This window comes from Citrobacter sp. Cf116 (genome assembly GCF_030336505.1).
Taxonomy (GTDB): domain Bacteria; phylum Pseudomonadota; class Gammaproteobacteria; order Enterobacterales; family Enterobacteriaceae; genus Citrobacter; species Citrobacter freundii.
In genome coordinates this window covers 655555-681750 of record NZ_JAOWEQ010000037.1, presented here as the reverse complement: position 1 = coordinate 681750, position 26196 = coordinate 655555, and the positions used below count along the sequence as shown (strand labels likewise).

28 protein-coding genes, 1 pseudogene and 1 other annotated feature are annotated in these 26196 nt (G+C 50.3%); of the genes and pseudogenes, 19 read left to right on the top strand and 10 right to left on the bottom strand.

Features of this window, described 5'->3' with window-relative positions; genetic code table 11:
- Positions 1-302: 302 nt before the first annotated feature.
- Together spy and ves are read left to right on the top strand one after the other, a co-directional pair.
- Positions 303-788, top strand: a complete 486-nt coding sequence (gene spy, locus OGV74_RS12670) for an ATP-independent periplasmic protein-refolding chaperone Spy (RefSeq protein ID WP_003030629.1) — start codon at positions 303-305, stop codon at positions 786-788.
- A gap of 353 nt (positions 789-1141) precedes the next feature.
- The gene (ves, locus tag OGV74_RS12665) at positions 1142-1717 is read left to right on the top strand and encodes an environmental stress-induced protein Ves (protein WP_003030626.1); all 576 of its coding nucleotides are present in this window, start codon (positions 1142-1144) and stop codon (positions 1715-1717) included.
- Here the strand turns inward: ves and cho are convergent.
- Both cho and nadE read right to left on the bottom strand, forming a co-directional pair.
- Positions 1677-2564 (bottom strand): excinuclease Cho, encoded by an 888-nt coding sequence (gene cho / locus OGV74_RS12660; protein ID WP_003030624.1) that lies wholly within the window; start codon positions 2562-2564, stop codon positions 1677-1679. The genes ves and cho overlap by 41 nt on opposite strands.
- Positions 2565-2695: 131 nt before the next feature.
- On the bottom strand, positions 2696-3526 hold the full coding sequence (nadE, locus tag OGV74_RS12655; RefSeq protein ID WP_049016468.1) for an NAD(+) synthase: 831 nt from the start codon (positions 3524-3526) through the stop codon (positions 2696-2698).
- Between the two features lie 200 nt (positions 3527-3726).
- Between nadE and osmE the strand changes: the two genes are divergently transcribed.
- The 7 genes from osmE (at position 3727) to chbG (ending at position 9638) form a co-directional block, all read left to right on the top strand.
- Positions 3727-4068: an osmotically-inducible lipoprotein OsmE gene (gene osmE, locus OGV74_RS12650; RefSeq protein WP_003030621.1), complete on the top strand. Its 342-nt coding sequence runs from the start codon at positions 3727-3729 to the stop codon at positions 4066-4068.
- Positions 4069-4366: 298 nt separating this feature from the next.
- Positions 4367-4687, top strand: a complete 321-nt coding sequence (gene chbB, locus OGV74_RS12645) for a PTS N,N'-diacetylchitobiose transporter subunit IIB (RefSeq protein WP_003840900.1) — start codon at positions 4367-4369, stop codon at positions 4685-4687.
- Between the two features lie 87 nt (positions 4688-4774).
- The gene (gene chbC / locus OGV74_RS12640; protein ID WP_003030619.1) at positions 4775-6133 is read left to right on the top strand and encodes a PTS N,N'-diacetylchitobiose transporter subunit IIC; all 1359 of its coding nucleotides are present in this window, start codon (positions 4775-4777) and stop codon (positions 6131-6133) included.
- A 53-nt stretch (positions 6134-6186) separates the two neighbouring features.
- Positions 6187-6534 (top strand): PTS N,N'-diacetylchitobiose transporter subunit IIA, encoded by a 348-nt coding sequence (gene chbA / locus OGV74_RS12635; protein ID WP_003030618.1) that lies wholly within the window; start codon positions 6187-6189, stop codon positions 6532-6534.
- 10 nt (positions 6535-6544) lie between these two features.
- On the top strand, positions 6545-7387 hold the full coding sequence (gene chbR, locus OGV74_RS12630; RefSeq protein WP_085951046.1) for a transcriptional regulator ChbR: 843 nt from the start codon (positions 6545-6547) through the stop codon (positions 7385-7387).
- Positions 7388-7511: 124 nt separating this feature from the next.
- Positions 7512-8867, top strand: a complete 1356-nt coding sequence (locus OGV74_RS12625) for a 6-phospho-beta-glucosidase (protein ID WP_003030616.1) — start codon at positions 7512-7514, stop codon at positions 8865-8867.
- A gap of 12 nt (positions 8868-8879) precedes the next feature.
- Entirely contained in the window at positions 8880-9638 is a 759-nt protein-coding gene (chbG, locus tag OGV74_RS12620; protein WP_086504241.1) for a chitin disaccharide deacetylase, read from the top strand.
- A gap of 36 nt (positions 9639-9674) precedes the next feature.
- Here the strand turns inward: chbG and OGV74_RS12615 are convergent.
- Positions 9675-10575: pseudogene (locus tag OGV74_RS12615) on the bottom strand (catalase); the annotation flags it as partial.
- Between the two features lie 119 nt (positions 10576-10694).
- On the opposite strand from OGV74_RS12615, the gene cedA reads away from it, so the two are divergent.
- Positions 10695-10958 carry a cell division activator CedA gene (gene cedA / locus OGV74_RS12610; RefSeq protein ID WP_071667549.1) on the top strand — a complete coding sequence of 88 codons (264 nt, stop codon included), beginning with the start codon at positions 10695-10697 and terminating at the stop codon, positions 10956-10958.
- A gap of 63 nt (positions 10959-11021) precedes the next feature.
- Here the strand turns inward: cedA and tcyP are convergent, their stop codons facing one another.
- The 4 genes from tcyP to hxpB all read right to left on the bottom strand — a co-directional run bounded on the left by tcyP (position 11022) and on the right by hxpB (position 14808).
- Complete coding sequence (gene tcyP / locus OGV74_RS12605) at positions 11022-12413, bottom strand: cystine/sulfocysteine:cation symporter (RefSeq protein WP_003030608.1); 1392 nt, start codon at positions 12411-12413, stop codon at positions 11022-11024.
- 135 nt (positions 12414-12548) lie between these two features.
- Entirely contained in the window at positions 12549-13148 is a 600-nt protein-coding gene (locus tag OGV74_RS12600) for a metal-dependent hydrolase (RefSeq protein WP_086504240.1), read from the bottom strand.
- A gap of 83 nt (positions 13149-13231) precedes the next feature.
- Positions 13232-13993: a 2-dehydro-3-deoxy-D-gluconate 5-dehydrogenase KduD gene (gene kduD / locus OGV74_RS12595; RefSeq protein ID WP_046670573.1), complete on the bottom strand. Its 762-nt coding sequence runs from the start codon at positions 13991-13993 to the stop codon at positions 13232-13234.
- Between the two features lie 146 nt (positions 13994-14139).
- On the bottom strand, positions 14140-14808 hold the full coding sequence (gene hxpB / locus OGV74_RS12590) for a hexitol phosphatase HxpB (protein WP_003030602.1): 669 nt from the start codon (positions 14806-14808) through the stop codon (positions 14140-14142).
- A 167-nt stretch (positions 14809-14975) separates the two neighbouring features.
- Between hxpB and OGV74_RS12585 the strand changes: the two genes are divergently transcribed.
- Positions 14976-15512, top strand: a complete 537-nt coding sequence (locus OGV74_RS12585; RefSeq protein ID WP_003030600.1) for a YniB family protein — start codon at positions 14976-14978, stop codon at positions 15510-15512.
- 64 nt (positions 15513-15576) lie between these two features.
- Here the strand turns inward: OGV74_RS12585 and OGV74_RS12580 are convergent, their stop codons facing one another.
- Positions 15577-16437, bottom strand: a complete 861-nt coding sequence (locus tag OGV74_RS12580) for a fructosamine kinase family protein (RefSeq protein ID WP_003030598.1) — start codon at positions 16435-16437, stop codon at positions 15577-15579.
- Between the two features lie 270 nt (positions 16438-16707).
- Complete coding sequence (gene pfkB, locus OGV74_RS12575) at positions 16708-17637, bottom strand: 6-phosphofructokinase II (protein WP_003030596.1); 930 nt, start codon at positions 17635-17637, stop codon at positions 16708-16710.
- 287 nt (positions 17638-17924) lie between these two features.
- On the opposite strand from pfkB, the gene OGV74_RS12570 reads away from it, so the two are divergent.
- Entirely contained in the window at positions 17925-18683 is a 759-nt protein-coding gene (locus OGV74_RS12570) for a DUF481 domain-containing protein (RefSeq protein WP_003840911.1), read from the top strand.
- 164 nt (positions 18684-18847) lie between these two features.
- Here the strand turns inward: OGV74_RS12570 and yniD are convergent, their stop codons facing one another.
- Complete coding sequence (gene yniD / locus OGV74_RS12565) at positions 18848-18955, bottom strand: small membrane protein YniD (protein ID WP_003030590.1); 108 nt, start codon at positions 18953-18955, stop codon at positions 18848-18850.
- Positions 18956-19259: 304 nt separating this feature from the next.
- On the opposite strand from yniD, the gene thrS reads away from it, so the two are divergent.
- From thrS to pheT, 7 genes are all read left to right on the top strand, one after another.
- On the top strand, positions 19260-21188 hold the full coding sequence (gene thrS / locus OGV74_RS12560; protein ID WP_003832572.1) for a threonine--tRNA ligase: 1929 nt from the start codon (positions 19260-19262) through the stop codon (positions 21186-21188).
- Positions 21189-21191: 3 nt separating this feature from the next.
- Positions 21192-21734: a translation initiation factor IF-3 gene (infC, locus tag OGV74_RS12555; RefSeq protein WP_048997935.1), complete on the top strand. Its 543-nt coding sequence runs from the start codon at positions 21192-21194 to the stop codon at positions 21732-21734.
- A 96-nt stretch (positions 21735-21830) separates the two neighbouring features.
- Positions 21831-22028 (top strand): 50S ribosomal protein L35, encoded by a 198-nt coding sequence (gene rpmI, locus OGV74_RS12550; protein WP_003030583.1) that lies wholly within the window; start codon positions 21831-21833, stop codon positions 22026-22028.
- Between the two features lie 55 nt (positions 22029-22083).
- Complete coding sequence (gene rplT, locus OGV74_RS12545) at positions 22084-22440, top strand: 50S ribosomal protein L20 (RefSeq protein WP_003030578.1); 357 nt, start codon at positions 22084-22086, stop codon at positions 22438-22440.
- A 120-nt stretch (positions 22441-22560) separates the two neighbouring features.
- Positions 22561-22685: a sequence feature (Phe leader region), on the top strand.
- Positions 22566-22610 carry a pheST operon leader peptide PheM gene (gene pheM, locus OGV74_RS12540; RefSeq protein WP_001386830.1) on the top strand — a complete coding sequence of 15 codons (45 nt, stop codon included), beginning with the start codon at positions 22566-22568 and terminating at the stop codon, positions 22608-22610. It overlaps the preceding feature by 45 nt.
- 124 nt (positions 22686-22809) lie before the next feature.
- Positions 22810-23793, top strand: a complete 984-nt coding sequence (gene pheS / locus OGV74_RS12535; RefSeq protein ID WP_003832580.1) for a phenylalanine--tRNA ligase subunit alpha — start codon at positions 22810-22812, stop codon at positions 23791-23793.
- Between the two features lie 15 nt (positions 23794-23808).
- Positions 23809-26196: a phenylalanine--tRNA ligase subunit beta gene (gene pheT / locus OGV74_RS12530; protein ID WP_003030574.1), complete on the top strand. Its 2388-nt coding sequence runs from the start codon at positions 23809-23811 to the stop codon at positions 26194-26196.

Genomic DNA, 26196 nt, shown 5'->3' with positions numbered 1-26196 from the left:
TGCTGTTTTTATTTATTACGGATTATTCCTGGTGAATTGCTTTCTTAATAAGCAGGGTTCAGGTATAGTTCTTCATAATCCTTTCAAAATCATCCTGTTGTAATTTTTTATTGCAACTCTGCGCAATTTATTCTTTTTTTCTTCATAATTGATGAAAATTTGTTTTTTATACTTTCACTGTTTTACCGTTGCTCTGATTAATTGACGCTTAAGCCGGTAAAGTTAATCTCGTCAACACGACATCACATTGCATAAGAGTCGCATGAGTGTCGTAAAAATAACTGAAAGAAAGGATAGAAATTATGCGTAAACTGACTGCTCTGTTTGTTGCCTCTACTCTGGCCCTGGGTGCTGCCAACCTGGCTCATGCCGCTGACACGACAACAGCTGCGCCAGCTGATGCCAAACCGATGATGCACCACAACGGTAAATTCGCCCCGCATCACGACATGATGTTCAAAGACCTGAACCTGACCGATGCTCAGAAACAGCAGATTCGCGAGATCATGAAAGGCCAGCGTGATCAGATGAAACGTCCGCCGCTGGAAGAACGCCGCGCAATGCACGACATCATCGCCAGCGATAGCTTCGATAAAGCGAAAGCCGAAGCGCAGATTGCGAAGATGGAAGAACAGCGCAAAGCCAACATGCTGGCGCATATGGAAACCCAGAACAAGATTTACAACATTCTGACCCCGGAACAGAAAAAGCAGTTTAATGCCAATTTTGAGAAGCGTCTGACAGAACGTGCAGCGCAGAAAGGTAAAATGCCGCAAGCTGCCGAGTAATCGATCAGCGTCTACACTAAATCATTCATGCTGTGTTGCACTGATTGCCGCACAGCGTGAAACCAAACTCAAGACCGCCGCTCTTGTCCACAACACGTTTAACGATGTGGGCAGGATCGGCGGTTTTTTCTTTCCTGCCTATTGCACCGGACACATGACACGCTATTCTCCTGAAGCCCGTGAAAATTCTACCTGGATCAGCGCGTTATTCTTTTTTGCAAAACACCGGGTTCATCGCTAAGGCAAATCAACTCTGCTGCCGATAACAATAATCTGCAGGGTGAACATACCAATGATGATTTATGGCTGCCTGTTTACGGCGGGTTGCCGTGCTGCGTCTTTCTGGAGGGATGATGGAATACTTTGATATCCGCAAAATGCCGGTCAATCTGTGGCGAAATGGTGCGGGAGAAACCCGTGAGATTTGCTGTTTTCCGCCAGCAACACGAGATTTTCACTGGCGGGCGAGTATCGCCTCCATTGCAGCCAACGGAGAGTTTTCTCTCTTTCCCGGCGTAGAACGCGTGATTACCCTGCTGGAAGGTGGAGAAGTGACCCTGGAAGAGTCAAACACCTTCACACATACTCTGAAACAGCATCAGCCTTTTACCTTTGCCGGTGACAAGGTGGTAAAAGCGAAGCTGACAGAAGGGCAGATGTCGATGGATTTCAATATCATGACCCGACGGGATGTCTGCCAGGCGAAAGTCAGAGTTGCCGACCGCACGTTTACGACTTTTGGTTCGCGCGGCGGCGTGGTATTTGTTATCAGCGGTGCCTGGCAACTGGGCGATAAGCTACTGACCGCCGATCAGGGTGCAAGCTGGCACGACGGTAAACACACCTTACGACTGCTGGAGCGCGAGGGAAAACTGCTGTTCAGCGAGATTAACTGGATGCCGGGCCATTCTCCGGACGCAGTTCAATAATGTCATATTGACCAGACAGAACAGGCCGGCAGAGAATTTTGTAGCCATCATGGTCAAAGCCGGCCGGCATACGCGCCAGGGTAGCCGCTTCATCCAGCGTTGAAACGGCTCCCAGCCACAGCCAGTTGTTGATGATATGGTACTGTGTCATTTCAGCGCGGGTTTCCTGCAGCGCAATGGCATTGCTCCATGGCCAGCAAATCACTCTCACTCTTTCCAGCGCCTCTAACAGACGCAAATGATGGGCTTCATGACTCTCTTTCCCGCAGCACGCTCCGGCGCATCGCTTAAGCGCGGAGCGAAAACAGGCGCGCCCGCGACTCAGGGGTTCCAGCCCCAGCAGGCCGTAGCACAGCTGCTGTTCATCCGCGAGGCTTTGCAACGCTTGTAGCGCTGCGCGACGATTGGCAAACAGGCCAAACAGATTGGGGGCATGGGAGAAATCAATATCTCGTGCGTAGACAACCTGAACAGTTCGGTCGGTAAGCTGCAAGGCGCAAAGCTGGCGATTGCGCCGCAGTCGTTTATTAAACAACGGCTGTTGTTCTTTGATCAATCGCGCTTCCAGCAGCAGGGCACCAATTTCTCCCGCGGTACAAATCCAGCTAATGCGTTTGGCCTGACGCAGCATTGCTGCTTCGTTTGCGGTACGCAGGTGTGCCATCACGCGGCTGCGAATATTGACGCTTTTACCAATATAGAGCGGCATAGTGTCGCTTTCACTGTGAAACAGATAGACGCCTGGCACGGCGGGAAGCGCACTCAAAAATGGACGCAGGTGCTCAGGATATTCATAGATTGCCGCTGCCTCAAATGTCAGGCGCGGGGCTGATTGACGCCGTACCACTTCTCACTCCGGGTGCTGGTTATCCATCCAGTATAACAGTTTGGAACCGATTAAAAAAGCGGCATCAGATCAGGAGGAGGGACCGGACAGCGGTGATCCCAGTGCTATCCGGCAATATGTGACTAAAAGAATTACGCTTTTTTCCAGAAGTCATCAAACACCGTAATCGGTGTGCGACGTTTGTGCTCGGTCTTCAGATACCAGCCTTCAATTTTTTTCACGACGTCGGCAGCCAGCGTTTTTCCTTCCAGATAATCGTCGATGTTGTCATAGGTGACGCCTAATGCGGCTTCATCCGGCAGAGAAGGACGATCGTCTTCGAGATCGGCGGTTGGTGCTTTCTTATATAAATGTTCCGGGCAACCCAGCGCGGCAAGCAGTTGCTTACCCTGACGCTTGTTCAAACGGAAAATAGGGTTAATGTCAGTACCGCCATCGCCGTATTTGGTGAAAAATCCGGTGATGGCTTCTGCTGCATGATCGGTTCCCACGACAACGCCGCTGGTCATGCCGGCGATACTGTACTGAGCCTTCATACGTTCACGGGCTTTTTCATTGCCACGGACAAAATCGCTCAGTTCAATACCCGCTTCACGCAGGGCCTGTTCACTGGCCAGTACCGCACCCTTAATATTGACGGTGAGTACGCGGTCCGGTTGGATAAAGGCGATGGCATCCTGACAGTCCTGTTCATCAGCCTGAACGCCATATGGCAGACGTACGGCAATAAACTGCAGCGCGTCATTCCCCGTTTCTTCGCGAAGCTCGGAAATAGCCATCTGGCATAGTTTTCCCGCGAGCGTTGAGTCCTGCCCGCCGCTAATCCCTAATACCAGTGATTTCAGAAAGGGGTAGGTCTGCAGATAAGATTTAAGGAAATCCACGCTGCGGCGAATTTCTTCTTCTGCATTGATGTGCGGTTTTGCGCCAAGCGCCTGGATTATCTCTTGCTGCAGAGTCATTTAACCCCCTATGGAAAATGAAATGATCAAAAAAATGATGTGTTAAAATTATCGCGTTGAGGCCCAAACGACAAGGGATGCGAGCATCATTTTGTTTTAATAGAATTTTCCGAAACTGCCTAAGTATCATCTGATTGCTTGAAAAATGCGTTGTTGTGCTCCAGGCTTATATAACACGCTGAAATACAAGAGGACGGAATATGAACAAGAACCTAACAGGAATTCTGAGTGCAGCGGCTGTTTTGACTATGCTGGCAGGGTGTACGGCTTACGATCGTACCAAAGACCAATTTGTTCAGCCCGTGGTGAAAGATGTGAAGAAAGGGATGAGCCGGGCGCAGGTGGCGCAGATTGCCGGTAAACCTTCTTCTGAAGTCAGCATGATTCATGCGCGAGGGACATGCCAGACCTACATCCTGGGTCAACGAGATGGTAAAGCTGAAACCTATTTTGTTGCTTTAGATGACACCGGACATGTGATTAACTCCGGTTACCAGACCTGCGCAGAGTACGACACCGACCCGCAGGCGGCGAAGAAGTAACAACTGCTTATTGCCTGAGCATTCAGACGAACCGGCCATCGTGCCGGTTTTTTTGTGCCGAACGATCTTATTTATTGCCGCGAATTATTTGCCCGAAATGTGAGGGGGGTCATAACGACAGGTCAAGGAGAGACAATTTAGTTGGTCAAGGAAATACCATCCACTGGTGCAATCCCGTATACTCATTTCAGCCATCTAAAAAAGTAATTTAGCTGACGCAAGTTACCCAGAGCATGGATGCAGGTTATGGCTTGCGGAGTGTCTGGTTGACAGATAATCGCATATGAGGATCGTTTTAATGGAAAAGAAACACATTTATCTGTTTTGTTCTGCGGGCATGTCGACTTCATTGTTGGTTTCGAAGATGCGTGCTCAGGCCGAAAAATACGAAGTGCCGGTTATTATTGAAGCGTTTCCTGAAACGCTGGCCGGAGAAAAAGGTCCAACGGCCGATGTCGTGTTATTAGGTCCACAAATTGCTTATATGTTGCCCGAAATTCAGCGTTTGTTACCCAACAAGCCTGTGGAAGTGATTGACTCGCTGCTGTATGGCAAAGTCGATGGTTTAGGCGTGCTTAAGGCTGCTGTTGCAGCAATTAAAAAAGCCGCAGCAAATTAATTATTTTATTTTAATTTTTCCCGTCAAAGAGTTATTTCATTAACATTCACCGCAATTTTTAATTGCGGTATTTAAGGGTATTTTTCTATGAGTAACGCTATTGCTTCACTTGAAAAGGTACTCCTTCCTTTTGCTGTAAAAATTGGAAAGCAGCCACACGTTAATGCAATCAAGAACGGTTTTATTCGTTTAATGCCGTTAACCCTCGCAGGGGCCATGTTTGTATTAATCAATAACGTTTTCCTGAGCTTTGGGGAGGGGTCGTTTTTTTATTCAATGGGCATTCGACTTGATGCTTCAACTATTGAAACGCTGAATAGCTTGAAAGGCATTGGTGGAAACGTCTATAACGGTACGCTGGGTATCATGTCATTGATGGCACCGTTCTTTATCGGCATGGCGCTGGCAGAAGAACGTAAAGTCGACTCACTGGCTGCCGGGCTGTTATCTGTCGCCGCGTTTATGACCGTAACGCCTTATAGCGTGGGTGAAGCCTATGCCGTTGGCGCGAACTGGCTCGGCGGTGCCAATATTATTTCCGGTATCATTATCGGCCTCGCGGTCGCGGAAATGTTCACCTTTGTGGTTCGTCGCAATTGGGTCATTAAATTACCTGATAGCGTACCGACATCTGTATCGCGCTCTTTCTCTGCGCTGATTCCTGGCTTCCTTATCCTCTCCATTATGGGGATCATCGCCTGGGCATTGAACACCTGGGGTACGAACTTCCACCAGATCATTATGGATTCCATTTCAACTCCGCTGGCGTCGTTGGGCAGCGTGGTGGGCTGGGCCTACGTGATTTTTGTTCCGCTGCTGTGGTTCTTTGGTATTCACGGTTCACTGGCGCTGACTGCGCTGGACAGCGGTATCATGACGCCATGGGCGCTGGAAAACATCTCTATCTACCAACAGTTTGGTTCCGTAGATGCCGCGCTGGAAGCCGGTAAGACGTTCCACGTCTGGGCGAAACCGATGCTCGACTCCTATATTTTCCTTGGGGGTAGCGGGGCAACGCTGGGTCTGATTATCGCTATCTTCCTGGCATCGCGTCGTCCTGACTATCGTCAGGTTGCTAAACTGGCACTGCCATCAGGTCTGTTCCAGATTAACGAACCTATCCTGTTCGGTCTGCCGATCATCATGAACCCGGTGATGTTTATCCCGTTCATCCTGGTGCAACCGATACTGGCGGCGATTACGCTGGCAGCTTATTACTCAGGCATTATTCCACCGATTACCAACATTGCACCGTGGACCATGCCAACCGGTTTGGGCGCGTTCTTTAACACCAACGGTAGTGTCGCTGCTCTGCTGGTCGCGCTGTTCAACCTCGGTATTGCAACGCTGGTTTACCTGCCGTTCGTGGTGGTAGCCAACAAAGCGCAGAATGTTATTGACCAAGAAGAAAGCGAAGAAGATATCGCTAACGCATTGAAATTCTAAATTTAATCCGGCATGGCTTCACGGTCATGCCGGACTGAACCAGAGGAAAAAGTATGTTGGATATCGAGAATATCGTCGACACGCAGTCCGAAGCAGAAGAACTTGAAGAAGTGGTGATGGGCCTCATCATCAACTCCGGTCAGGCGCGTAGCCTGGCGTACGGCGCACTTAAAATGGCCAAGCAAGGCGATTTCGAGTCGGCCAAGGCGATGATGGACCAGTCTCGTCTGGCGTTGAACGAAGCGCACCTCGTGCAAACGAAACTGATTGAAGGCGATCAGGGCGAAGGTAAAATGAAAGTTAGCCTGGTACTTGTCCACGCGCAGGACCACCTGATGACATCAATGCTGGCGCGTGAGCTGGTGACTGAACTGATTGAACTTCACGAAAAGCTGAAATAGCGAGGAGTGCATAATGCAGCTACAGATTAACGCACCGGAAATCAAAACCGTTTATGAACAGCAGCTGTTTAATGGCAAAAATTTCCATGTGTTCATCTATAACAAAACTGAGAGTATCAGCGGGCTGCATCAGCATGACTACTATGAATTTACCCTGGTTTTAACCGGGCGCTATTATCAGGAAATCAACGGTAAACGCGTACTACTCGAACGTGGAGACTTTGTCTTTATCCCGTTGGGATCGCACCACCAAAGTTTTTATGATTTTGGTGCGACAAGGATCCTTAACGTCGGCATCAGTAAACGTTTTTTTGAACAGCACTATCACCCGCTACTGCCATTTTGTTTCGTTGCATCGCAGGTCTATCGGGCGAATAACTCGTTTCTTACCTATATTGAAACGGTTATTGCATCACTTAACTTTCGCGAGAGCGGACTGGATGAATTTGTAGAAGTGGTCACCTTCTATATTATTAATCGGTTACGTCATCATCGCGAAGAGCAGGTGTTGGATGATATTCCGCAGTGGCTTAAAACCACCGTCGAGACCATGCACGACAAACGGCAGTTTAGCGAGAACGCGCTGGAAAATATGGTACACCTGTCCGCGAAATCCCAGGAGTATCTGACCCGTGCAACCCAGCGTTATTACAGCAAAACGCCGATGCAGATTATTAATGAAATCCGCATTAACTTTGCTAAAAAACAGCTGGAAATGACGAACTATTCTGTAACGGATATTGCTTACGAGTCTGGCTACAGTAGTCCAAGCCTGTTTATTAAAACGTTTAAAAAGCTGACGTCGTTTACACCGAATAGCTACCGTAAGAAATTAACTGAATTTAATCAGTAGAAATTATTTGCCAATAACCCATTTTTTATAGCTTGCCCAAAATAGCGTCGGGACAGCCAAGCTATACCTGACATACGGGTTGAGCATAATACACGTCAGTGTTTTGACACTGAAGGGAGAAAGTATGAGCCAGAAATTAAAAGTCGTCACTATCGGTGGCGGGAGCAGCTACACCCCTGAATTACTTGAAGGCTTTATTAAGCGCTATCATGAATTACCGGTTTCTGAGTTGTGGCTGGTTGATGTCGACGGTGGAAAAGAGAAACTGGACATTATTTTTGACCTATGCCAGCGCATGATCGATAAAGCCGGCGTGCCGATGAAGTTGTTTAAAACGCTGGATCGCCGTGAAGCACTGAAAGATGCTGATTTCGTTACCACCCAGCTGCGTGTAGGGCAGCTGCAAGCCCGTGAAAAGGATGAACGCATTCCGCTGAGCCACGGGTATCTGGGGCAGGAAACCAACGGCGCTGGCGGGTTGTTCAAAGGCCTTCGTACCATTCCGGTTATCTTTGATATTGTTAAAGATGTGGAAGAACTGTGCCCGAATGCGTGGGTGATCAACTTCACTAACCCAGCCGGGATGGTGACTGAGGCGGTTTATCGCCATACGAATTTTAAGAAATTCATCGGCGTATGTAATATTCCGATCGGCATGAAAATGTTCATCAGCGACGTGCTGGCGCTGAAAGAGAGCGATGACTTATCTATCGACCTGTTTGGTCTGAACCATATGGTCTTCATTAAGGATGTTCTGGTCAACGGTGTGTCACGCTTTGATGAACTGCTGGACGGCGTTGCTTCGGGTCAGTTGAAAGCCTCTGGCGTGAAGAACATCTTCGACCTGCCGTTCAGCGAAGGGTTGATTCGTTCGCTGAAGCTGCTGCCGTGCTCGTATCTGCTGTACTACTTCAAGCCAAAAGAGATGCTGGCGATCGAAATGGGCGAGTACTATAAGGGTGGCGCACGTGCTCAGGTAGTACAAAAAGTAGAAAAACAACTGTTTGATCTCTATAAAAATCCTGAGCTAAACGTTAAACCGAAAGAGCTGGAGCAGCGCGGCGGGGCCTATTACTCCGATGCGGCCTGTGAAGTGATCAATGCCATCTACAACGACAAACAGACTGAGCACTATGTCAACATTCCACATCATGGGCATGTTGATAATATTCCTGCGGACTGGGCGGTTGAGATGACCTGTACGCTGGGGCGTAACGGTGCTACGCCGCATCCGCGAATTACCCATTTTGATGAGAAAGTGCTCGGCCTTATCTATACCATTAAAGGTTTTGAAGTGGCGGCGAGCAACGCAGCGTTGAGCGGTGAGTTGAATGATGTGCTGCTGGCGCTGAACCTGAGCCCGCTGGTGCATTCTGACAGCGATGCCGAAATTCTGGCGCGTGAGCTGATTCTGGCGCATGAAAAATGGCTGCCAAACTTCGCCGGGTGCATTGAGAAACTCAAAAGCGAACAACACTAACTGAGGTCGGCTATGGAACGCGTACTGATTGTGAATGCGGATGATTTTGGCCTGAGTAAAGGACAAAACTACGGCACTGTTGAAGCTTGTCGCAATGGTGTTGTCACCTCGACCACGGCGCTGGTTAACGGTGCGGCAATTGACCATGCGGTACAACTGAGTCGCGACATACCTGAACTTGCCGTCGGAATGCACTTTGTTCTGACACTGGGCAGGCCGTTGACGGCAATGCCAGGCCTTACTCGTGACGGTGTACTGGGGAAATGGATCTGGCAGATGGCGGAGGAAGACACTCTGCCGCTGGATGAAATTTCTCAGGAACTGGCCGCACAGTATCAGCGTTTTATTGACCTGTTCGGGCGGGAGCCGACGCATCTGGATAGCCATCACCATGTGCATATGTTCCCGCAAATTTTCCCTATCGTAGCAAGGTTTGCTGCCCAGAAGGGGATTGCGTTGCGTATCGATCGTCAGGCGATATTCCAGGCGTCTGACTTACCGGAAACCTTACGGACTTCCCAGGGATTCAGCAGCGAGTTTTACGGTGAGGCGATTTCTGAAGCTCTGTTTTTGCAGACGCTTGATGCGTCAGCCGATCGCGGAGAATCCTCGCTGGAAGTGATGTGTCATCCGGCTTTTATCGATGACATTATTCGTCAAAGTGCCTACTGTTACCCCCGCTTAACTGAGCTCGACGTGCTGACGTCTTCGTCACTGAAATATGCTATTGCGGAGCGCGGTTATCGTCTTGGCAGTTTTCTGAACGTGTAATTCCTGAGTTTGCGGCGCTTAATGCGCCGCATTTTTTTAGGCCGGAATCGTGTCTATTTTTCCGGCGCGTGACCAGACGCGGTGCGCGGTCATCAGCGTCAGCAGGGTATCCATGAACTGTGTGTCTGCACTGTCCGCTTCCACCACGCCTTCTTCTCCTTCCTTTTTGATATTCAACGTTGCTTTAAACTGACGAGCATCGCCAGCCAGGGGGATAGGTTTCAAGTGCTTATACGCTTCGAATAAGTAATATCGGGCATCATCGTTCGTAACGATATCCGCGAGATTGCCGCACGGAACGATAACCGCATCGACCGTCAGGGTAGAGCCATCATCGGCAACTACATTCCCCATCCGGGAATAGAGTAGTTTGGCATGAACACCTTCGGCCTGTAGGGCTTGCATGATGGCGAGCAGAACGGCCGATTTCACCTGGTTATTAAGTAAAATGGCGACCATGCGGCCAGTTATCATTGATGGAATTCGGTTCATAGTTGGCCGGATTGGTATCGATGTCCATGCAATGCATGCCGTCACGCTGGAAATTATGATACGGACAGGTTGGGCGATTAATTGGGATTTCATGGAAGTTGGGTCCACCCAGACGACTGATCTGGGTATCGGTATAGGAGAACAAGCGGCCTTGCAACAAGGGATCGTTAGTAAAATCGATGCCCGGGACGATGTGTCCGGGATGAAAAGCCACTTGCTCATTTTCGGCGAAAAAATTGTCCGGATTGCGGTTTAGCACCATTTTACCGACGAGTTGTACCGGAACCAGTTCTTCAGGTATCAATTTCGTTGGATCGAGCAGGTCAAAATCGAACTTGAATTCGTCCTCTTCAGGAATGAGCTGTAGCCCCAGTTCATATTCCGGATAATCGCCCGCTTCAATCGCTTCCCACAGTTCGCGGCGATGAAAGTCGGGAGCCCGACCTCAGCGGCGCAGGTACAGGCCGATGACGTAAAGCGCGATGAACCAGGCAAACAGCGCACGCAAGGCAGGACGTCAGGAGGCAAAATCGGCTAAGATAGTGGTTTTCTGATTTTTAGAATTTGTCTTTAGTGAAGCAACTGATTATGAAACCTCTTCGCCAACAAAATCGTCCGGTTATCAGCTATGTTCCTCGCGTGGAGCCCGCTCCACCAGAGCATGCGATTAAAATGGATGCGTTTCGTGACGTATGGATACTGCGCGGAAAATATGTCGCTTTTGTCTTAATGGGGGAGGCGTTTCAACGTTCGCCCGCATTTACGGTCCCGGAATCAGCGCAGCGCTGGGCTAATCAGGTCCGTCAGGAAAATGAACTGAGCGATTAATGGATATAAAAAAACCGCCGGAGCATGATACTCCGGCGGTTTTTTGTTTTTTAGCTGACAGACTTAGCGATGCGCCAGTTCGGCGTTATCGTCGCTGTCCAGAATTGTTTTATCGGTCTGCTTCAGCCATTGACTGGTCAGCGTACCGGCAGTCATGGAACCGCTTACGTTCAACGCAGTACGACCCATGTCGATCAGCGGTTCAACGGAGATCAACAGCGCAACCAGCGTGACCGGCAGACCCATAGCAGGCAGAACGATCAGTGCGGCAAACGTTGCACCGCCACCGACACCCGCAACCCCTGCGGAACTCACGGTCACGATACCAACCAGCGTGGCAATCCACATTGGGTCCAGCGGGTTGATTCCAACGGTCGGCGCGACCATTACTGCCAGCATTGCCGGGTACAGACCCGCACAACCGTTCTGGCCAATCGTGGCGCCAAAAGAGGCGGCGAAAGAGGCGATGGATTCAGGCACGCCCAGACGACGGGTTTGCGCTTCAACGTTCAGCGGAATTGAGGCTGCGCTGGAACGGCTGGTGAAGGCGAAAGTCAGCACCGGCCACACCTTACGGAAGTATTTCAGCGGGCTAACGCCGTTAATACCCAAGAGGATCCCGTGAACCACGAACATAATGCCCAGACCGAGATAAGAGGCCACGACGAAGCTACCCAGCTTAATGATGTCCTGAAGGTTGGAACCGGCAACCACTTTGGTCATCAGCGCCAGAACACCGTACGGCGTCAACTGCATCACCAAACGAACCAGCTTCATCACCCAGCTTTGCAGGGTATCGATAGCCACCAGAACGCGCTCGCCTTTTGGTGCATCATCCTTCAGCAGTTTAAGTGCGGCTACACCCAGGAATGCTGCGAAGATAACTACGCTGATAATCGACGTCGGGTTGGCGCCAGTCAGATCGGCAAACGGGTTTTTCGGAATAAACGACAGCACCAGTTGCGGAACGCTGAGGTCAGCCACTTTGCCAACATAGTTGGTTTCAATCGCGTTCAGACGGGCCGTCTCGGCACCACCTTGCACCAGACCTTCGGCGGTCAGGCCGAACAGGTTGGTCACCAGAACCCCGACCAGTGCGGCAATCAGCGTGGTAAACAGTAGCGTTCCGATGGTCAGGAAGCTGATTTTACCTAACTGAGAGGCATTGTGCAGACGCGCAACGGCGCTGAGAATAGATGCAAATACCAGCGGCATAACAATCATCTGCAGCAACTGGACATAACCGTTGCCGACAATGTTGAACCACTGTACGGAATCTTTAAGAACCTGGCTGTCGGAACCATAAATGGTGTGCAGGGCAAGGCCGAACACGACACCCATGATCAGACCGACCAGTACTTTTTTGGCCAGACTCCACTGTTTGTGACGGGCTTGCGCCAGCACGAACAGCAGCACTACGAACACGATAATGTTCGCGATTAATGGAAAGTTCATCCCCGTTCTCCTGATCTTATTATACGTATCACCGTTTAAAGGTGATTCTGTTGGCGCAAGATTAGCAGAACTGTGACTTGCCTCTTATATTCAAATGGAATTGTTTATACCGAAAATGACTTTTTGGCTGATTTATTAGTCAATCTGATGCGTTATGAAACGATTGAACTGCATTTGTAGCGTATTAATCATCTGCGAAGACCAGCGTACCGCGCTGTTCTCTTGTACGGTCTGCGGCATCCAGATTGCCCATGCGAACAGTGCCATGCACAGAAACCGCTCCAGTTGGTTGCCTTTTTGCGGCACGAGGATGGGCAGACGAAAACGCCAGCGGCAGGGCCAAAGCAGGGGAACGCCCGCCGGGGTCAGCATATCGGCCAGAATATGGCTGAGATAACCGAGAACCATACCTTGTAAGGCATCAGCCGGTATTACCCAGGTGTCCGGGACTTTCAGGTAAAACGTGGTCAGCAGGGCAAAAACTGCAAGCAGGCTATGCGTAAACCCGCGATGACCAAATGCCCGGGCAATGGGTTTTGATATCCACTTCAGACGCTGCCCCAGCAGGGATTTGGGATGATCAATATCCGGCAGCAGGCACGTTAAAATGGCGGAAGGAACAATATGCCACCAGTCACCCTGCGCAAGAACGGGCGTTAGCTCGGCATTCTTGGCAAATACCGCACAGGCAATAGAAAAAAGAAGGTGGCCTTCCGCCGTCATGATAAAACCCAATAAACTGTCGATTCATACAGTATAGGGGTTTTATACAGTAGGCGGAAGAGGTGACGTTGTAACCCTTTGTCACAAGTGCGCCATTACCGCGCCAGCCAACCGCCATCCACGGCTAGCGTATAGCCATGAATATAGTCAGAGGCGGGACTTGCGAGGAATACGACCGGGCCTTTCAGGTCATTTGGTGTGCCCCAGCGCCCTGCGGGAATACGATCGATAATCTCCTGGTTGCGCTCGCTGTCTGCGCGCAGCTGCTGGGTATTATTGGTCGCCATATAGCCGGGTGCGATAGCATTGACATTAATTCCTTTGGCCGCCCATTCATTGGCGAGCAGGCGAGTGATGCCCAGTACGCCGCTTTTTGATGCTGTATAGGAAGGGACGCGGATTCCGCCCTGAAAAGAGAGCATCGAGGCAATGTTAATAATTTTTCCGCCATTGCCCTGAGCCAGAAACTGGCGCGCCACGGCCTGTGACAGAAAGAAAACAGATTTGAGATTCAGATTCATCACGTCATCCCAATCCTTTTCGCTGAAGTCCAGCGCATCCTGACGGCGTATGGTTCCCGCATTGTTGACCAGAATATCGATCCGGCCAAACGCCGACACCGATTGTGTCACGATGCTGGTGAGAGCATCTTGTTGGCTGAGGTCGGCCTGAATAGCCATAAAACGTCGACCGAGGGCGTTAATTTTCTCTGCGGTTTCATGTGGTATTTTACGATTCACGCCGACTACATCGCAGCCCGCTTCAGCCAGTGCCACTGCCATACCCTGCCCAAGGCCGGTGTCACATCCAGTGACGATGGCTACTTTACCTTCGAGACGAAAAGCTTCCTGAATCATGTTTACCTCAACTATTTATGTCATTAACGCTTGCTCTATAGGGCAAGGATAGGAGAGGTTAAACAGAAATTCAATTAAAAATGAAACGGTGTTTTAAAAATAAAAAGCTGAGGGGGCGGGCAATACGATCATTGCCCGTTACAGGATTAGCCGCGCAGATGAGCGGCAGTAAGTTCGGTGAGCGAGGTTAGTTTGACGTCGGCAAGAACGAAGCGGGGATCGTCCTGATTTTCATGTGCAGGTACCACGATGGAACGCATACGGGCGGCTTTCGAAGCAATCATGCCGTTTACCGAGTCTTCCAGTGCTACGCAGTTTAACGGGTCAATGCCCAGTTTTGTGGCGCAATCGAGATAAACCTGCGGGTGCGGTTTGCTGTAGGGCAGTTTTTCTGCAGAAGCCAACGCGTCGAAGCTGCTGCGCAGATCAAACATGGTCAGCACTTTTTCCAGCATATGCAGCGGCGAGGCGGATGCCAGTCCTACTTTGATTCCCTGAGATTTGCACAACGCCACGGCTTCACGCACACCCGGCAGCAGTGGTTTTGTTTCTTCCACTAACGCAATGGCCCGGGTGATGATGCGCTCGGTGACCTCCTGACGTGAGGGACCGTTCCACGGTTGCTGCGCAAACCACAAATCGACCACCATATCGATGCGTAAGCCAAGGGTGTCGGGAAGTTCATGGCGGCGGGAGATATCAACGCCTAAACTTGCTATCACATCCAGTTCAGCCTGATCCCAAAGCGGTTCAGAATCGACCAGTAACCCATCCATATCGAAAATTGCAGCAAGAATTTGACGCGGGGTTGACATTACAACCTCTCCTTTACGGTGATAAAAGGGATTAAGAGCCAGTCATAACAGGCTCTGAGCGTTCATTATGGCTAATTCAGCAGTATACCGCCTTTAAAGATCAGGCGAAAACGGTTATCAACGGGTAAACTTAGGCCAAAATGACACGTCTTTATCAAGGGGAACTCATGACGTATCAACAAGCTGGACGCATTGCCGTCTTGAAAAGGCTGGCGGGATGGGTAATTTTCATTCCCGCGCTGATTTCAACACTGGTTTCTGTACTGAAGTTTATGTATGCGCACAGCGAAAAGCAGGAAGGAATTAACGCGGTCATGCTCGATTTTGCTCACGTGATGATCGATATGATGCGGGTTAATACACCTTTTCTTAACGTGTTCTGGTATAACTCGCCAACGCCCGATTTTCAAAGTGGACTGAATCTCGTTTTTTGGCTGATATTCATCCTGATTTTTATCGGTCTGGCGTTGCAAGATTCAGGCGCCAGAATGAGCCGCCAGGCACGTTTCTTACGCGAAGGCGTTGAGGATCAGCTGATTCTGGAACAGGCAAAAGGCAGTGAAGGATTATCCCGCGAGCAACTTGAGTCGCGAATTGTGGTACCGCACCATACGATCTTCTTACAAATTTTCCCGCTTTATATTTTGCCGGTGATCGTTATCGTGATCGGCTACTTCTTCTTCTCATTGCTGGGCTTTTTGTAAGTGCCGCTCTATCGGGCCTGCCACGTTGCGAAACGGCAGGCCTGATAAGCAACGCGGTACGTAGTTAAGCAGCGAGTAATCTATCCAGCGCTTTCTGCGCCACAACCAGATGCTGTCCTCCGAACAGAATTGCTCGATTCAGCAGCGTATAGAGCTGGTAGATTGGCTGCCTGTCGAGAAAGTCCAGCGGTAGTGGTGAGACAGACTGGTAACCATCATAAATTTGCGGCGGCTGATCGGTATGTAACGGTAGCATTGCCAGGTCGCACTCTCTGTCCCCCCAGTAGCAGGCAGGGTCAAAGATGTACGGACCGTTAGGGCCGAGGGCGCAGTTCCCGGACCACAAATCACCGTGCAGGAGAGACGGCTGCGGCTGATGAGAAGAGAGACGTTGCTGGACATGTTCGACGATGGCATCAATATTGCCAAACGCAATGCCTTTTTCAGCGGCGAGTTCCAGTTGCCAGCCTATACGCTGCTCGGCGAAAAAGGTTGACCAGCGACGTTGCCAGGTATTGGGCTGCGGCGTGGTAGAGAGCGCGTTATCGAAGTCGAGACCAAACTGAGGCTGGTCGCTCCATTCGTGCAAATGCGCAAGCTGTTGACCGAGGATAAACGCGTTATGCGCATCAAGCGGACGGGGAGGGAGGAAATCCATCACCAGAAAGCTGTAATCTCTGTCTGCGCCTACTGCCCAGACTTTCGGTACAGATACAGTTTGACTGCGGGAAAGTAGCTCCAGCTGATCGGCTTCTGCCGTAAAGCCGGTTAACAGCTCTCTTTCATCGCATTTGACGAAAAAATCCCGCCCCGCATAGCGTAAATGCCATGCGGCGTGAATCTCTCCGCCGGGCAGTTCATTACGCAGTTCGATTTCGCCTTCACCTAATTGCTCGCTTAAAAGACGACTGATAGCCTGCCACATGATGTCTCTCCCCATGTTGTCTGCCAGATCATAAGGTTAGCGCAAGAATGCGGTTAAAAAACACGAACTGACGCACACCACGGACGCGTCATCGCTGGAAAGGCACTTAATGTTTGTCGCTCTTCTTCACCCCGTACCGTTGTGGAGACGTCTGACTGCACATGATTCACTTCTTTGTAATCACGTGATTTTTTATCATAGTCGCATAACATCCATGCTGACAGTTTTACGCGAGAATCCCTCTTTCTCTTCATAAGAGGGACGGTGTCATTACTGAGTGAGATACGAATAAATTTTTTGCGTGTCGTCCAAAGAGCACAGGCGCGTACCCTGATTGAGCGTTGCTGCGCTACCTGCGGCGACGCCGTAACGGACAATATCCTCAAAAGGTGCATTCTCAGCCAGTTTAAGCGTCATGGCCCCGACCATGCTGTCGCCCGCGCCTACGGTGCTTTGACTTTTCACCGGTGGCGGAACCACCTGAACGCAGGTTTCTCGATCTACGCCCAGCGCCCCTTGCGGCCCAAGCGAGACCACAACGCGGTGCGCTTTCCCACTATGTACGATTTCCTGCGCGGCCTTGCGCACATCATCGGGCTGTGTCAGTTCGCGGTTTACCAGCGCACTCAGTTCTTTGAGGTTGGGTTTGACCAGTTCGATATTGCCGATGGCTAACGCCGCCGTCAGTGCTTCGCCTGAACTGTCGACAATACAGCGGATCCCCTGTTTTTGTGCGGTGGTAATCAGTCGGGTCAACTTCTCAAGCTGTACGCCGGGCGGCAAACTACCGCTGATGACCAGCAATGCACCAGATTCAATTTCCAGCACCTGATCCTGAAGTTGGTAGAACTCGTCATCGGTCAGCGCAGCGCCAGGCATGACAAAACGATACTGTTCGCCGCTGGACTCAATGTGGACATGAAGATTTTGTCGGGTCCAGTCTTTGGCTTCGACGGTGGATACGGGAACATTTTCGTCGGCGAGCAATGCAACAAGATGCTCTCCGGTTGCACCCCCCGCGGGGAAAATCGCCGTTGCGGTTCCGCCAAGATGGGCAATTGCGCGAGCGACGTTGATGCCGCCGCCGCCGGGTTCAAAAACCGGCGAGGTACAACGAAGCTTACCTTCCGGGTAAATTTGTGGAGTGATTGTTGCGCTATCGAGAGAGGGCGCAAGTGTTAACGTATAGATACGTACCATCTTTACCTCCTGTTAGGCTGTCCTCAGTCTGGCACTTAACCTCCCGAAAGTGAAGTAATTAACAACATGATTTTTCATATCTTTATTTAAAATTATCGTCATAAAGTTATATAAATAAAATAAAGGTTTAGGAACGCTCTTATTCAAAAAATGAAATAAGAATTTATTGCTATGTTATTCGAGTCTTTTTATAATTTGTTACCTTTCAAGGGTCTTTTGTCATTGATCCATATGAAAGTTTCCGAGACCGTAATGGTCTCTTTTTTTGTTGTACGGACTCTTAATAAATGAAGCTTTTGAAGACAGTGCCCGCAGCATTGCTGCTGACGGGAGGCCTGCTTGCGTCAATGCATGCTGCCGCCGATGATTCCGTTTTTACTGTCATGGATGACCCTTCCAGCGCGAAAAAACCCTTTGAAGGTAACCTGAACGCGGGATATCTCGCCCAGTCAGGCAACACAAAAAGTTCTTCTTTAACCGCAGATACCACCATGACCTGGTACGGCCAAACGACCGCATGGTCTCTGTGGGGAAATGCCAGTAATACCTCCTCAAATGATGAGCGTTCATCGGAGAAATATGCCGTAGGTGGCCGTAGTCGTTACAACATGACCGACTATGACTATCTCTTTGGACAGGCAAGCTGGTTGACCGACCGCTACAACGGCTACCGCGAGCGTGACGTGCTGACCGCGGGTTATGGTCGTCAGTTCCTCAACGGGCCTGTGCACAGCTTCCGTTTCGAATTCGGTCCTGGCGTGCGCTATGACGAGCACACGGATGGCACCACTGAAACACAGCCGCTGGGCTATGCGTCCGGGGCCTATGCATGGCAGATGACGGACAATACCAAGTTTACTCAGGGTGTGTCGGTATTCGGCGCTGACGATACCACACTCAACTCTGAAACTGCCCTGAACGTTGCCATCAACGAACACTTTGGGTTAAAGGTGGCTTACAACGTGACCTGGAACTCTGAACCACCGGCAACAGCGCCGGAGCATACCGATCGCCGCACGACAGTTTCCCTCGGCTATCGGATGTAGTGACAAGCCGGGTCAAATAAATGGCCTGGCTTTTCTAAATTAAAGTTAAGTTTATTTAATATTTAATTTGCGTTTTATTTTTCTACCTGGCCATAACGCGCTATTTTCAGACGAATTCGATTAATCGATAAATAAACGAAACCGGAACAGCGGGTGCGCGTCATTTAGCCCCAGATCATCGCAGCCCAGCGCAGCATCAACATGGCCGCACAAATAACGAGCAGAATCACAACCATCTTCCAGTGTTTCTTCGCAAAGCGATTTGTGGGCATTGTTTTTTTCCTGCTCAGGTTAGATGACTTTGTGCAAGTGTAACAAAGATGGTTGGGTGTCAGTGAATTGATTTACATCATAGAGCGCACGTTGATTGCTGCTTTGATCGACCCGTAATGCCGTGTACACTGTCAAACGGTGTTATCAAAAAGCGGGTGTAGGTCCAGTGTGGTCTTTAAGGCGACCAGTGACATATTTCGCAGAGTGAAGCGGGAATCAGCCCACACCTTTTTGATAATTTTAAATATTGAATCTTTGTATGTGATCTTACGTGTGGGTCACCACTGCAAATAAGGATATAACATGCCTGTTATTACTCTTCCTGATGGCAGCCAACGCCATTACGACCACGCTGTAAGCCCCATGGATGTTGCGCTGGACATCGGTCCAGGTCTGGCGAAAGCCACTATTGCTGGCCGTGTTGACGGTGAGCTGGTAGATGCTTCCGATCTGATTGAGCATGATGCGAAGCTCTCCATCATCACCGCGAAGGATGAAGAAGGTCTGGAGATCATTCGTCACTCCTGTGCGCACCTGTTAGGGCACGCGATCAAACAACTCTGGCCGCACACCAAAATGGCGATCGGACCGGTTGTTGATAACGGTTTTTACTACGATATCGATCTTGACCGTACGTTAACCCAGGAAGACGTCGACGCGCTCGAAAAGCGGATGCACGAGCTCGCTGAGAAAAACTACGATGTCATTAAGAAGAAAGTCAGCTGGTACGAAGCGCGTGAAACCTTCGTGAAGCGTGGCGAGACCTATAAAGTCTCCATTCTTGATGAAAACATTGCCCATGATGACAAGCCTGGCTTGTACCATCATGAAGAATATGTCGATATGTGCCGTGGCCCGCACGTGCCGAATATGCGTTTCTGCCATCACTTCAAACTGATGAAGACCGCAGGGGCATACTGGCGTGGCGACAGCAATAACAAGATGCTGCAGCGTATTTATGGTACTGCATGGGCAGATAAAAAAGCCCTGAATGCCTACCTGCAACGTCTGGAAGAAGCGGCCAAACGCGACCACCGTAAAATCGGCAAGCAGCTTGACCTGTATCATATGCAGGAAGAAGCACCGGGTATGGTGTTCTGGCACAACGATGGCTGGACTATCTTCCGTGAACTGGAAGTCTTTGTTCGCTCAAAACTGAAAGAATACCAGTATCAGGAAGTGAAAGGTCCGTTCATGATGGACCGCGTGCTGTGGGAAAAAACAGGTCACTGGGATAACTACAAAGATGCAATGTTCACCACCTCTTCTGAGAACCGTGAATACTGCATTAAGCCAATGAACTGCCCGGGTCACGTACAGATCTTTAATCAGGGTCTGAAATCCTATCGCGATCTGCCGCTGCGTATGGCTGAGTTTGGTAGCTGCCACCGTAATGAACCGTCAGGTGCGCTGCATGGCCTGATGCGTGTTCGTGGCTTCACTCAAGATGATGCGCATATCTTCTGTACTGAAGAGCAGATTCGTGATGAAGTTAACGCGTGCATTCGTATGGTCTACGATATGTACAGCACCTTTGGCTTCGAGAAAATCGTCGTCAAACTGTCCACTCGCCCCGAAAAACGTATCGGTAGCGATGAAATGTGGGACCGTGCTGAAGCTGACCTGGCCGTTGCGCTGGAAGAAAACAACATCCCGTTTGAGTTCCAACTGGGTGAGGGCGCGTTCTACGGTCCGAAAATTGAATTTACCCTGTATGACTGCCTCGATCGTGCATGGCAGTGCGGTACTGTACAGCTGGACTTCTCCCTGCCGTCCCGTTTAAGCGCCTCTTACGTTGGCGAAAACAACGAACGTCAGGTGCCGGTTATGATTCACCGTGCAATTCTTGGGTCGATGGAACGTTTCATCGGTATCCTGACCGAAGAGTTCGCTGGCTTCTTCCCGACCTGGCTTGCGCCGGTTCAGGTTGTGGTCATGAACATCACCGATTCTCAGTCTGAATACGTTAACGAATTAACGCAGAAACTACAAAATGCGGGTATTCGTGTAAAAGCAGACTTGAGAAATGAGAAGATTGGCTTTAAAATCCGCGAGCACACTTTACGTCGTGTCCCTTACATGTTGGTCTGTGGCGACAAAGAGGTAGAAGCAGGCAAAGTTGCCGTGCGCACCCGTCGTGGCAAAGACTTGGGCAGCCTGGACGTAAATGAAGTGATTGAGAAGCTGCAACAAGAGATTCGCAGCCGCAGTCTTCAACAACTGGAGGAATAAGGTATTAAAGGCGGAAAACGAGTTCAAACGGCACGTCCGAATCGTATCAATGGCGAGATTCGCGCCCTGGAAGTTCGCTTAACAGGTCTGGAAGGCGAAGCTTTGGGTATTGTGAGTCTGAGAGAAGCGATCGAAAAAGCTGAAGAAGCTGGAGTAGATTTAGTTGAAATCAGCCCTAACGCCGAACCGCCAGTTTGTCGTATTATGGACTACGGCAAGTTCCTTTATGAAAAGAGTAAGTCTTCTAAGGAACAGAAGAAAAAGCAAAAAGTTATCCAGGTTAAGGAAATTAAATTCCGTCCTGGCACCGACGATGGCGATTACCAGGTAAAACTCCGCAGCCTGGTACGCTTTCTGGAAGATGGCGATAAGGCTAAGATCACACTGCGTTTTCGCGGTCGTGAGATGGCCCACCAACAGATCGGTATGGAAGTGCTCAACCGCGTCCGTGACGATCTGAGTGAACTGGCAGTAGTCGAATCCTTCCCTACGAAGATCGAAGGCCGCCAGATGATCATGGTGCTCGCTCCTAAGAAGAAACAGTAAGGCCTTCAAGTAGCAATGTCTGTGGAGCCTACGGGTTCCACAGCCGTTGTTCGCCTACGTTTCGTTTATTAACAATGCGAAGTGGAAGTTATTAAAATGCCAAAAATTAAGACCGTACGCGGTGCTGCTAAGCGTTTCAAAAAAACCGGTGGTGGTGGATTTAAGCGTAAGCACGCAAACCTGCGTCATATTCTGACCAAAAAATCTACTAAGCGTAAACGTCACCTGCGTCCAAAAGGCCTCGTGTCTAAAGGCGATCTGGGTCTGGTTATCGCGTGCCTGCCGTACGCATAAGCCGTTAACGTTTAATTCATTTTTTTACTAAGAATATAGATACAGGAGAGCACATATGGCTCGCGTAAAACGTGGTGTAGTTGCCCGTGCACGTCACAAGAAAATTTTGAAACAAGCTAAAGGCTACTACGGTGCGCGTTCTCGCGTATACCGCGTTGCCTTCCAGGCTGTTATCAAAGCTGGTCAGTACGCTTATCGTGACCGTCGTCAGAAAAAGCGTCAGTTCCGTCAACTGTGGATTGCGCGTATCAACGCAGCAGCACGTCAGAACGGTATTTCTTACAGCAAATTCATCAACGGCCTGAAAAAAGCCTCTGTTGAAATCGACCGTAAGATCCTGGCTGACATCGCAGTATTCGACAAAGTAGCGTTCACCGCTCTGGTCGAAAAAGCGAAAGCAGCTCTGGCATAAGCCGGTGAAAAGAGGGAGCCTGGCTCCCTCTCTTTTATTTGCAGTACAATCAATTAGTTGACAATTTATCCGTAAGCCTTTTCAATAAAGGTTGTCCGGTTTTTACCACACAAGGTAACGCAAGCATGAATGCTGCTATTTTCCGCTTCTTCTTTTACTTTAGCACCTGAAATCAGGAGGCTTGCGCGTGAAAGAAGAAACGGAAAACAGCGCCTAAAAGCCTCCCTGGTGGAGGCTTTTTTTATACGCGTCATCCTTCAAGTTGTCTCTGTATTGGCTGCATTCGCTCTTTTGCTGCGTTGATACAACTTGAATGATTTTGCGTATATATGAGCGACTAGTGAATATCGCAACATAACGAGGAAAACCATGTCACATCTCGCAGAGCTGGTTGCCAGTGCAACGGCCGCCATTAACCAGGCTTCAGATGTTGCCGCGTTAGACAATGTCCGCGTCGAATATTTGGGCAAGAAAGGGCACCTGACCCTTCAGATGACAACCCTGCGCGAACTGCCGCCAGAAGAGCGCCCGGCAGCAGGTGCGGTGATAAACGAAGCCAAAGAGCAGGTGCAGCAAGCGCTGAACGCGCGTAAGGCCGAATTAGAAAGTGCTGCCCTGAATGCCCGTCTGGCAGAAGAAACTATCGATATCTCCCTGCCAGGGCGTCGTATCGAAAACGGCGGTCTGCATCCTGTAACGCGTACAATTGACAGGATTGAAAGTTTCTTTGGTGAGCTGGGCTTTACCGTGGCGACTGGTCCGGAAATCGAAGATGACTATCATAACTTCGATGCGCTGAACATTCCTGGCCATCATCCGGCGCGCGCTGACCACGACACTTTCTGGTTTGACGCGACGCGTTTGCTGCGTACGCAGACTTCCGGCGTGCAGATCCGCACCATGAAGGAAAAACAGCCGCCGATCCGTATTATCGCCCCGGGCCGTGTATATCGTAACGATTACGATCAGACTCACACCCCGATGTTCCATCAGATGGAAGGGCTGATTGTTGATACCAACATCAACTTCACCAACCTGAAAGGCACGCTGCACGATTTCCTGCGCAACTTCTTTGAAGAAGACCTGCAGGTTCGTTTCCGTCCTTCCTACTTCCCGTTCACTGAACCTTCTGCGGAAGTAGACGTGATGGGCAAAAACGGTAAGTGGCTGGAAGTGCTGGGTTGCGGGATGGTTCACCCGAACGTGCTGCGTAATGTTGGCATCGATCCGGAAATCTACTCGGGCTTTGCATTTGGTATGGGGATGGAGCGTCTGACCATGCTGCGTTACGGTGTTACCGATCTGCGTTCTTTCTTCGAAAACGATCTGCGTTTCCTCAAACAGTTTAAATAAAGGCAGGATAAAACAATGAAATTCAGTGAACTGTGGTTACGCGAATGGGTAAACCCGGCGATTGACAGTGATGCTCTGTCAAACCAAATCACGATGGCGGGTCTGGAAGTTGACGGTGTGGAACCTGTTTCCGGCGCGTTCAACGGCGTTGTGGTGGGTGAAGTGGTTGAATGTGGCCAGCACCCGAACGCTGACAAACTGCGTGTCACCAAAGTGAATGTAGGCGGCGACCGTCTGCTGGATATCGTCTGCGGTGCGCCAAACTGCCGTCAGGGGTTGAAAGTGGCTGTGGCAACCGTTGGTGCCGTTCTGCCGGGCGATTTCAAAATCAAAGCCGCGAAACTGCGCGGTGAGCCGTCTGAAGGTATGCTGTGCTCATTCTCTGAGCTGGGGATTTCCGACGATCATAACGGTATTATCGAACTGCCGGCCGATGCGCCAATTGGCACCGATATCCGTGAATACCTTAAGCTTGACGACAACACTATCGAAATCAGCGTTACGCCGAACCGCGCCGACTGCTTAGGCATTATCGGTGTCGCACGTGATGTTGCTGTGCTGAACAAAGCTCCGCTGGTTGAGCCGGAAATCGCGCCTGTAGCGGCAACCATTAGCGACGTCCTGCCGATTCAGGTTGAAGCCGTGGAAGCCTGTCCACGCTATCTGGGCCGCGTGGTTAAAGGCATCAATGTTAAAGCGCCGACCCCGCTGTGGATGAAAGAAAAACTGCGTCGTTGCGGTATTCGTTCAATCGATGCCGTGGTTGACGTGACTAACTATGTGCTGCTCGAACTGGGCCAGCCGATGCACGCATTCGACAAAGACCGCATTGAAGGCGGAATTGTTGTCCGTATGGCAAAAGAGGGTGAGACCCTGGTATTGCTGGATGGCAGCGAAGCGAAGCTGAATGCGGATACGCTGGTGATTGCGGACCATAACAAAGCGCTGGCGATGGGCGGCATCTTTGGTGGCGAACATTCCGGCGTGAATGATGAAACGCAAAACGTCCTGCTGGAATGTGCATTCTTCAGCCCGCTGTCTATTACCGGTCGCGCACGTCGTCACGGTCTGCACACCGATGCTTCTCACCGCTATGAGCGTGGTGTCGATCCGGCTCTGCAACATAAGGCCATGGAACGTGCAACGCGCCTGCTGATCGATATCTGCGGCGGCGAAGCGGGTCCAGTCATTGACGTGACGAACGAAGACACGCTGCCAAAACGCGCAACCATTACGCTTCGTCGTAGCAAACTGGATCGTCTGATCGGACACCATATTGCGGATGAGCAGGTGAGCGACATTCTGCGTCGTCTGGGTTGTGACGTGACGGAAGGGCAGGATGAGTGGAAAGCGGTCGCGCCGAGCTGGCGTTTCGATATGGAAATTGAAGAAGACCTGGTCGAAGAAGTCGCCCGCGTATACGGTTATGACAATATCCCGAACACGCCGATTCAGGCGGGTCTTATCATGGGTACGCATCGTGAAGCGGATTTGTCGCTGAAACGTGTAAAAACCATGCTGAATGACAAAGGCTACCAGGAAGTAATTACCTACAGCTTCGTCGATCCGAAAGTCCAGTCGCTGCTGCACCCGGGTGAAGAAGCACTGCTGTTGCCAAGCCCAATCTCTATTGATATGTCGGCTATGCGTTTGTCCCTGTGGACCGGCTTGCTGTCTACGGTAGTGTATAACCAGAACCGTCAGCAGAACCGCGTACGTATTTTTGAAACGGGTTTACGTTTCGTACCGGATACACAGGCCAATCTCGGGATCCGTCAGGATCTGATGCTGGCGGGCGTGATCTGCGGTAACCGTCATGATGAACACTGGAATCTGGCAAAAGAGACCGTTGATTTCTATGATCTGAAAGGCGATCTGGAAGCGGTTCTCGACCTGACCGGCAAACTGGCAGACATTCAGTTCAAAGCTGAAGCGAATCCAGCACTGCATCCGGGTCAGTCTGCGGCGATTTATCTGAAAGGTGAACGTATTGGTTTCATTGGGGTTGTTCATCCTGAACTGGAACGTAAACTGGATCTGAACGGTCGCACTCTGGTGTTTGAACTGGAGTGGAATAAGCTCGCAGACCGCGTGGTGCCTCAGGCGCGTGAAGTTTCTCGCTTCCCGGCGAACCGTCGCGACATCGCGGTTGTTGTGGCCGAAAACGTTCCCGCTGCGGATATTTTATCCGAGTGTAAGAAAGTTGGCGTAAATCAGGTAGTTGGCGTAAACTTATTTGACGTGTACCGCGGTAAGGGTGTTGCGGAGGGTTATAAGAGCCTCGCTATCAGCCTGATCCTTCAGGATACCAGCCGTACACTTGAAGAAGAGGAGATTGCCGCTACCGTCGCCAAATGTGTAGAGGCATTAAAAGAGCGATTCCAGGCATCATTGAGGGATTGA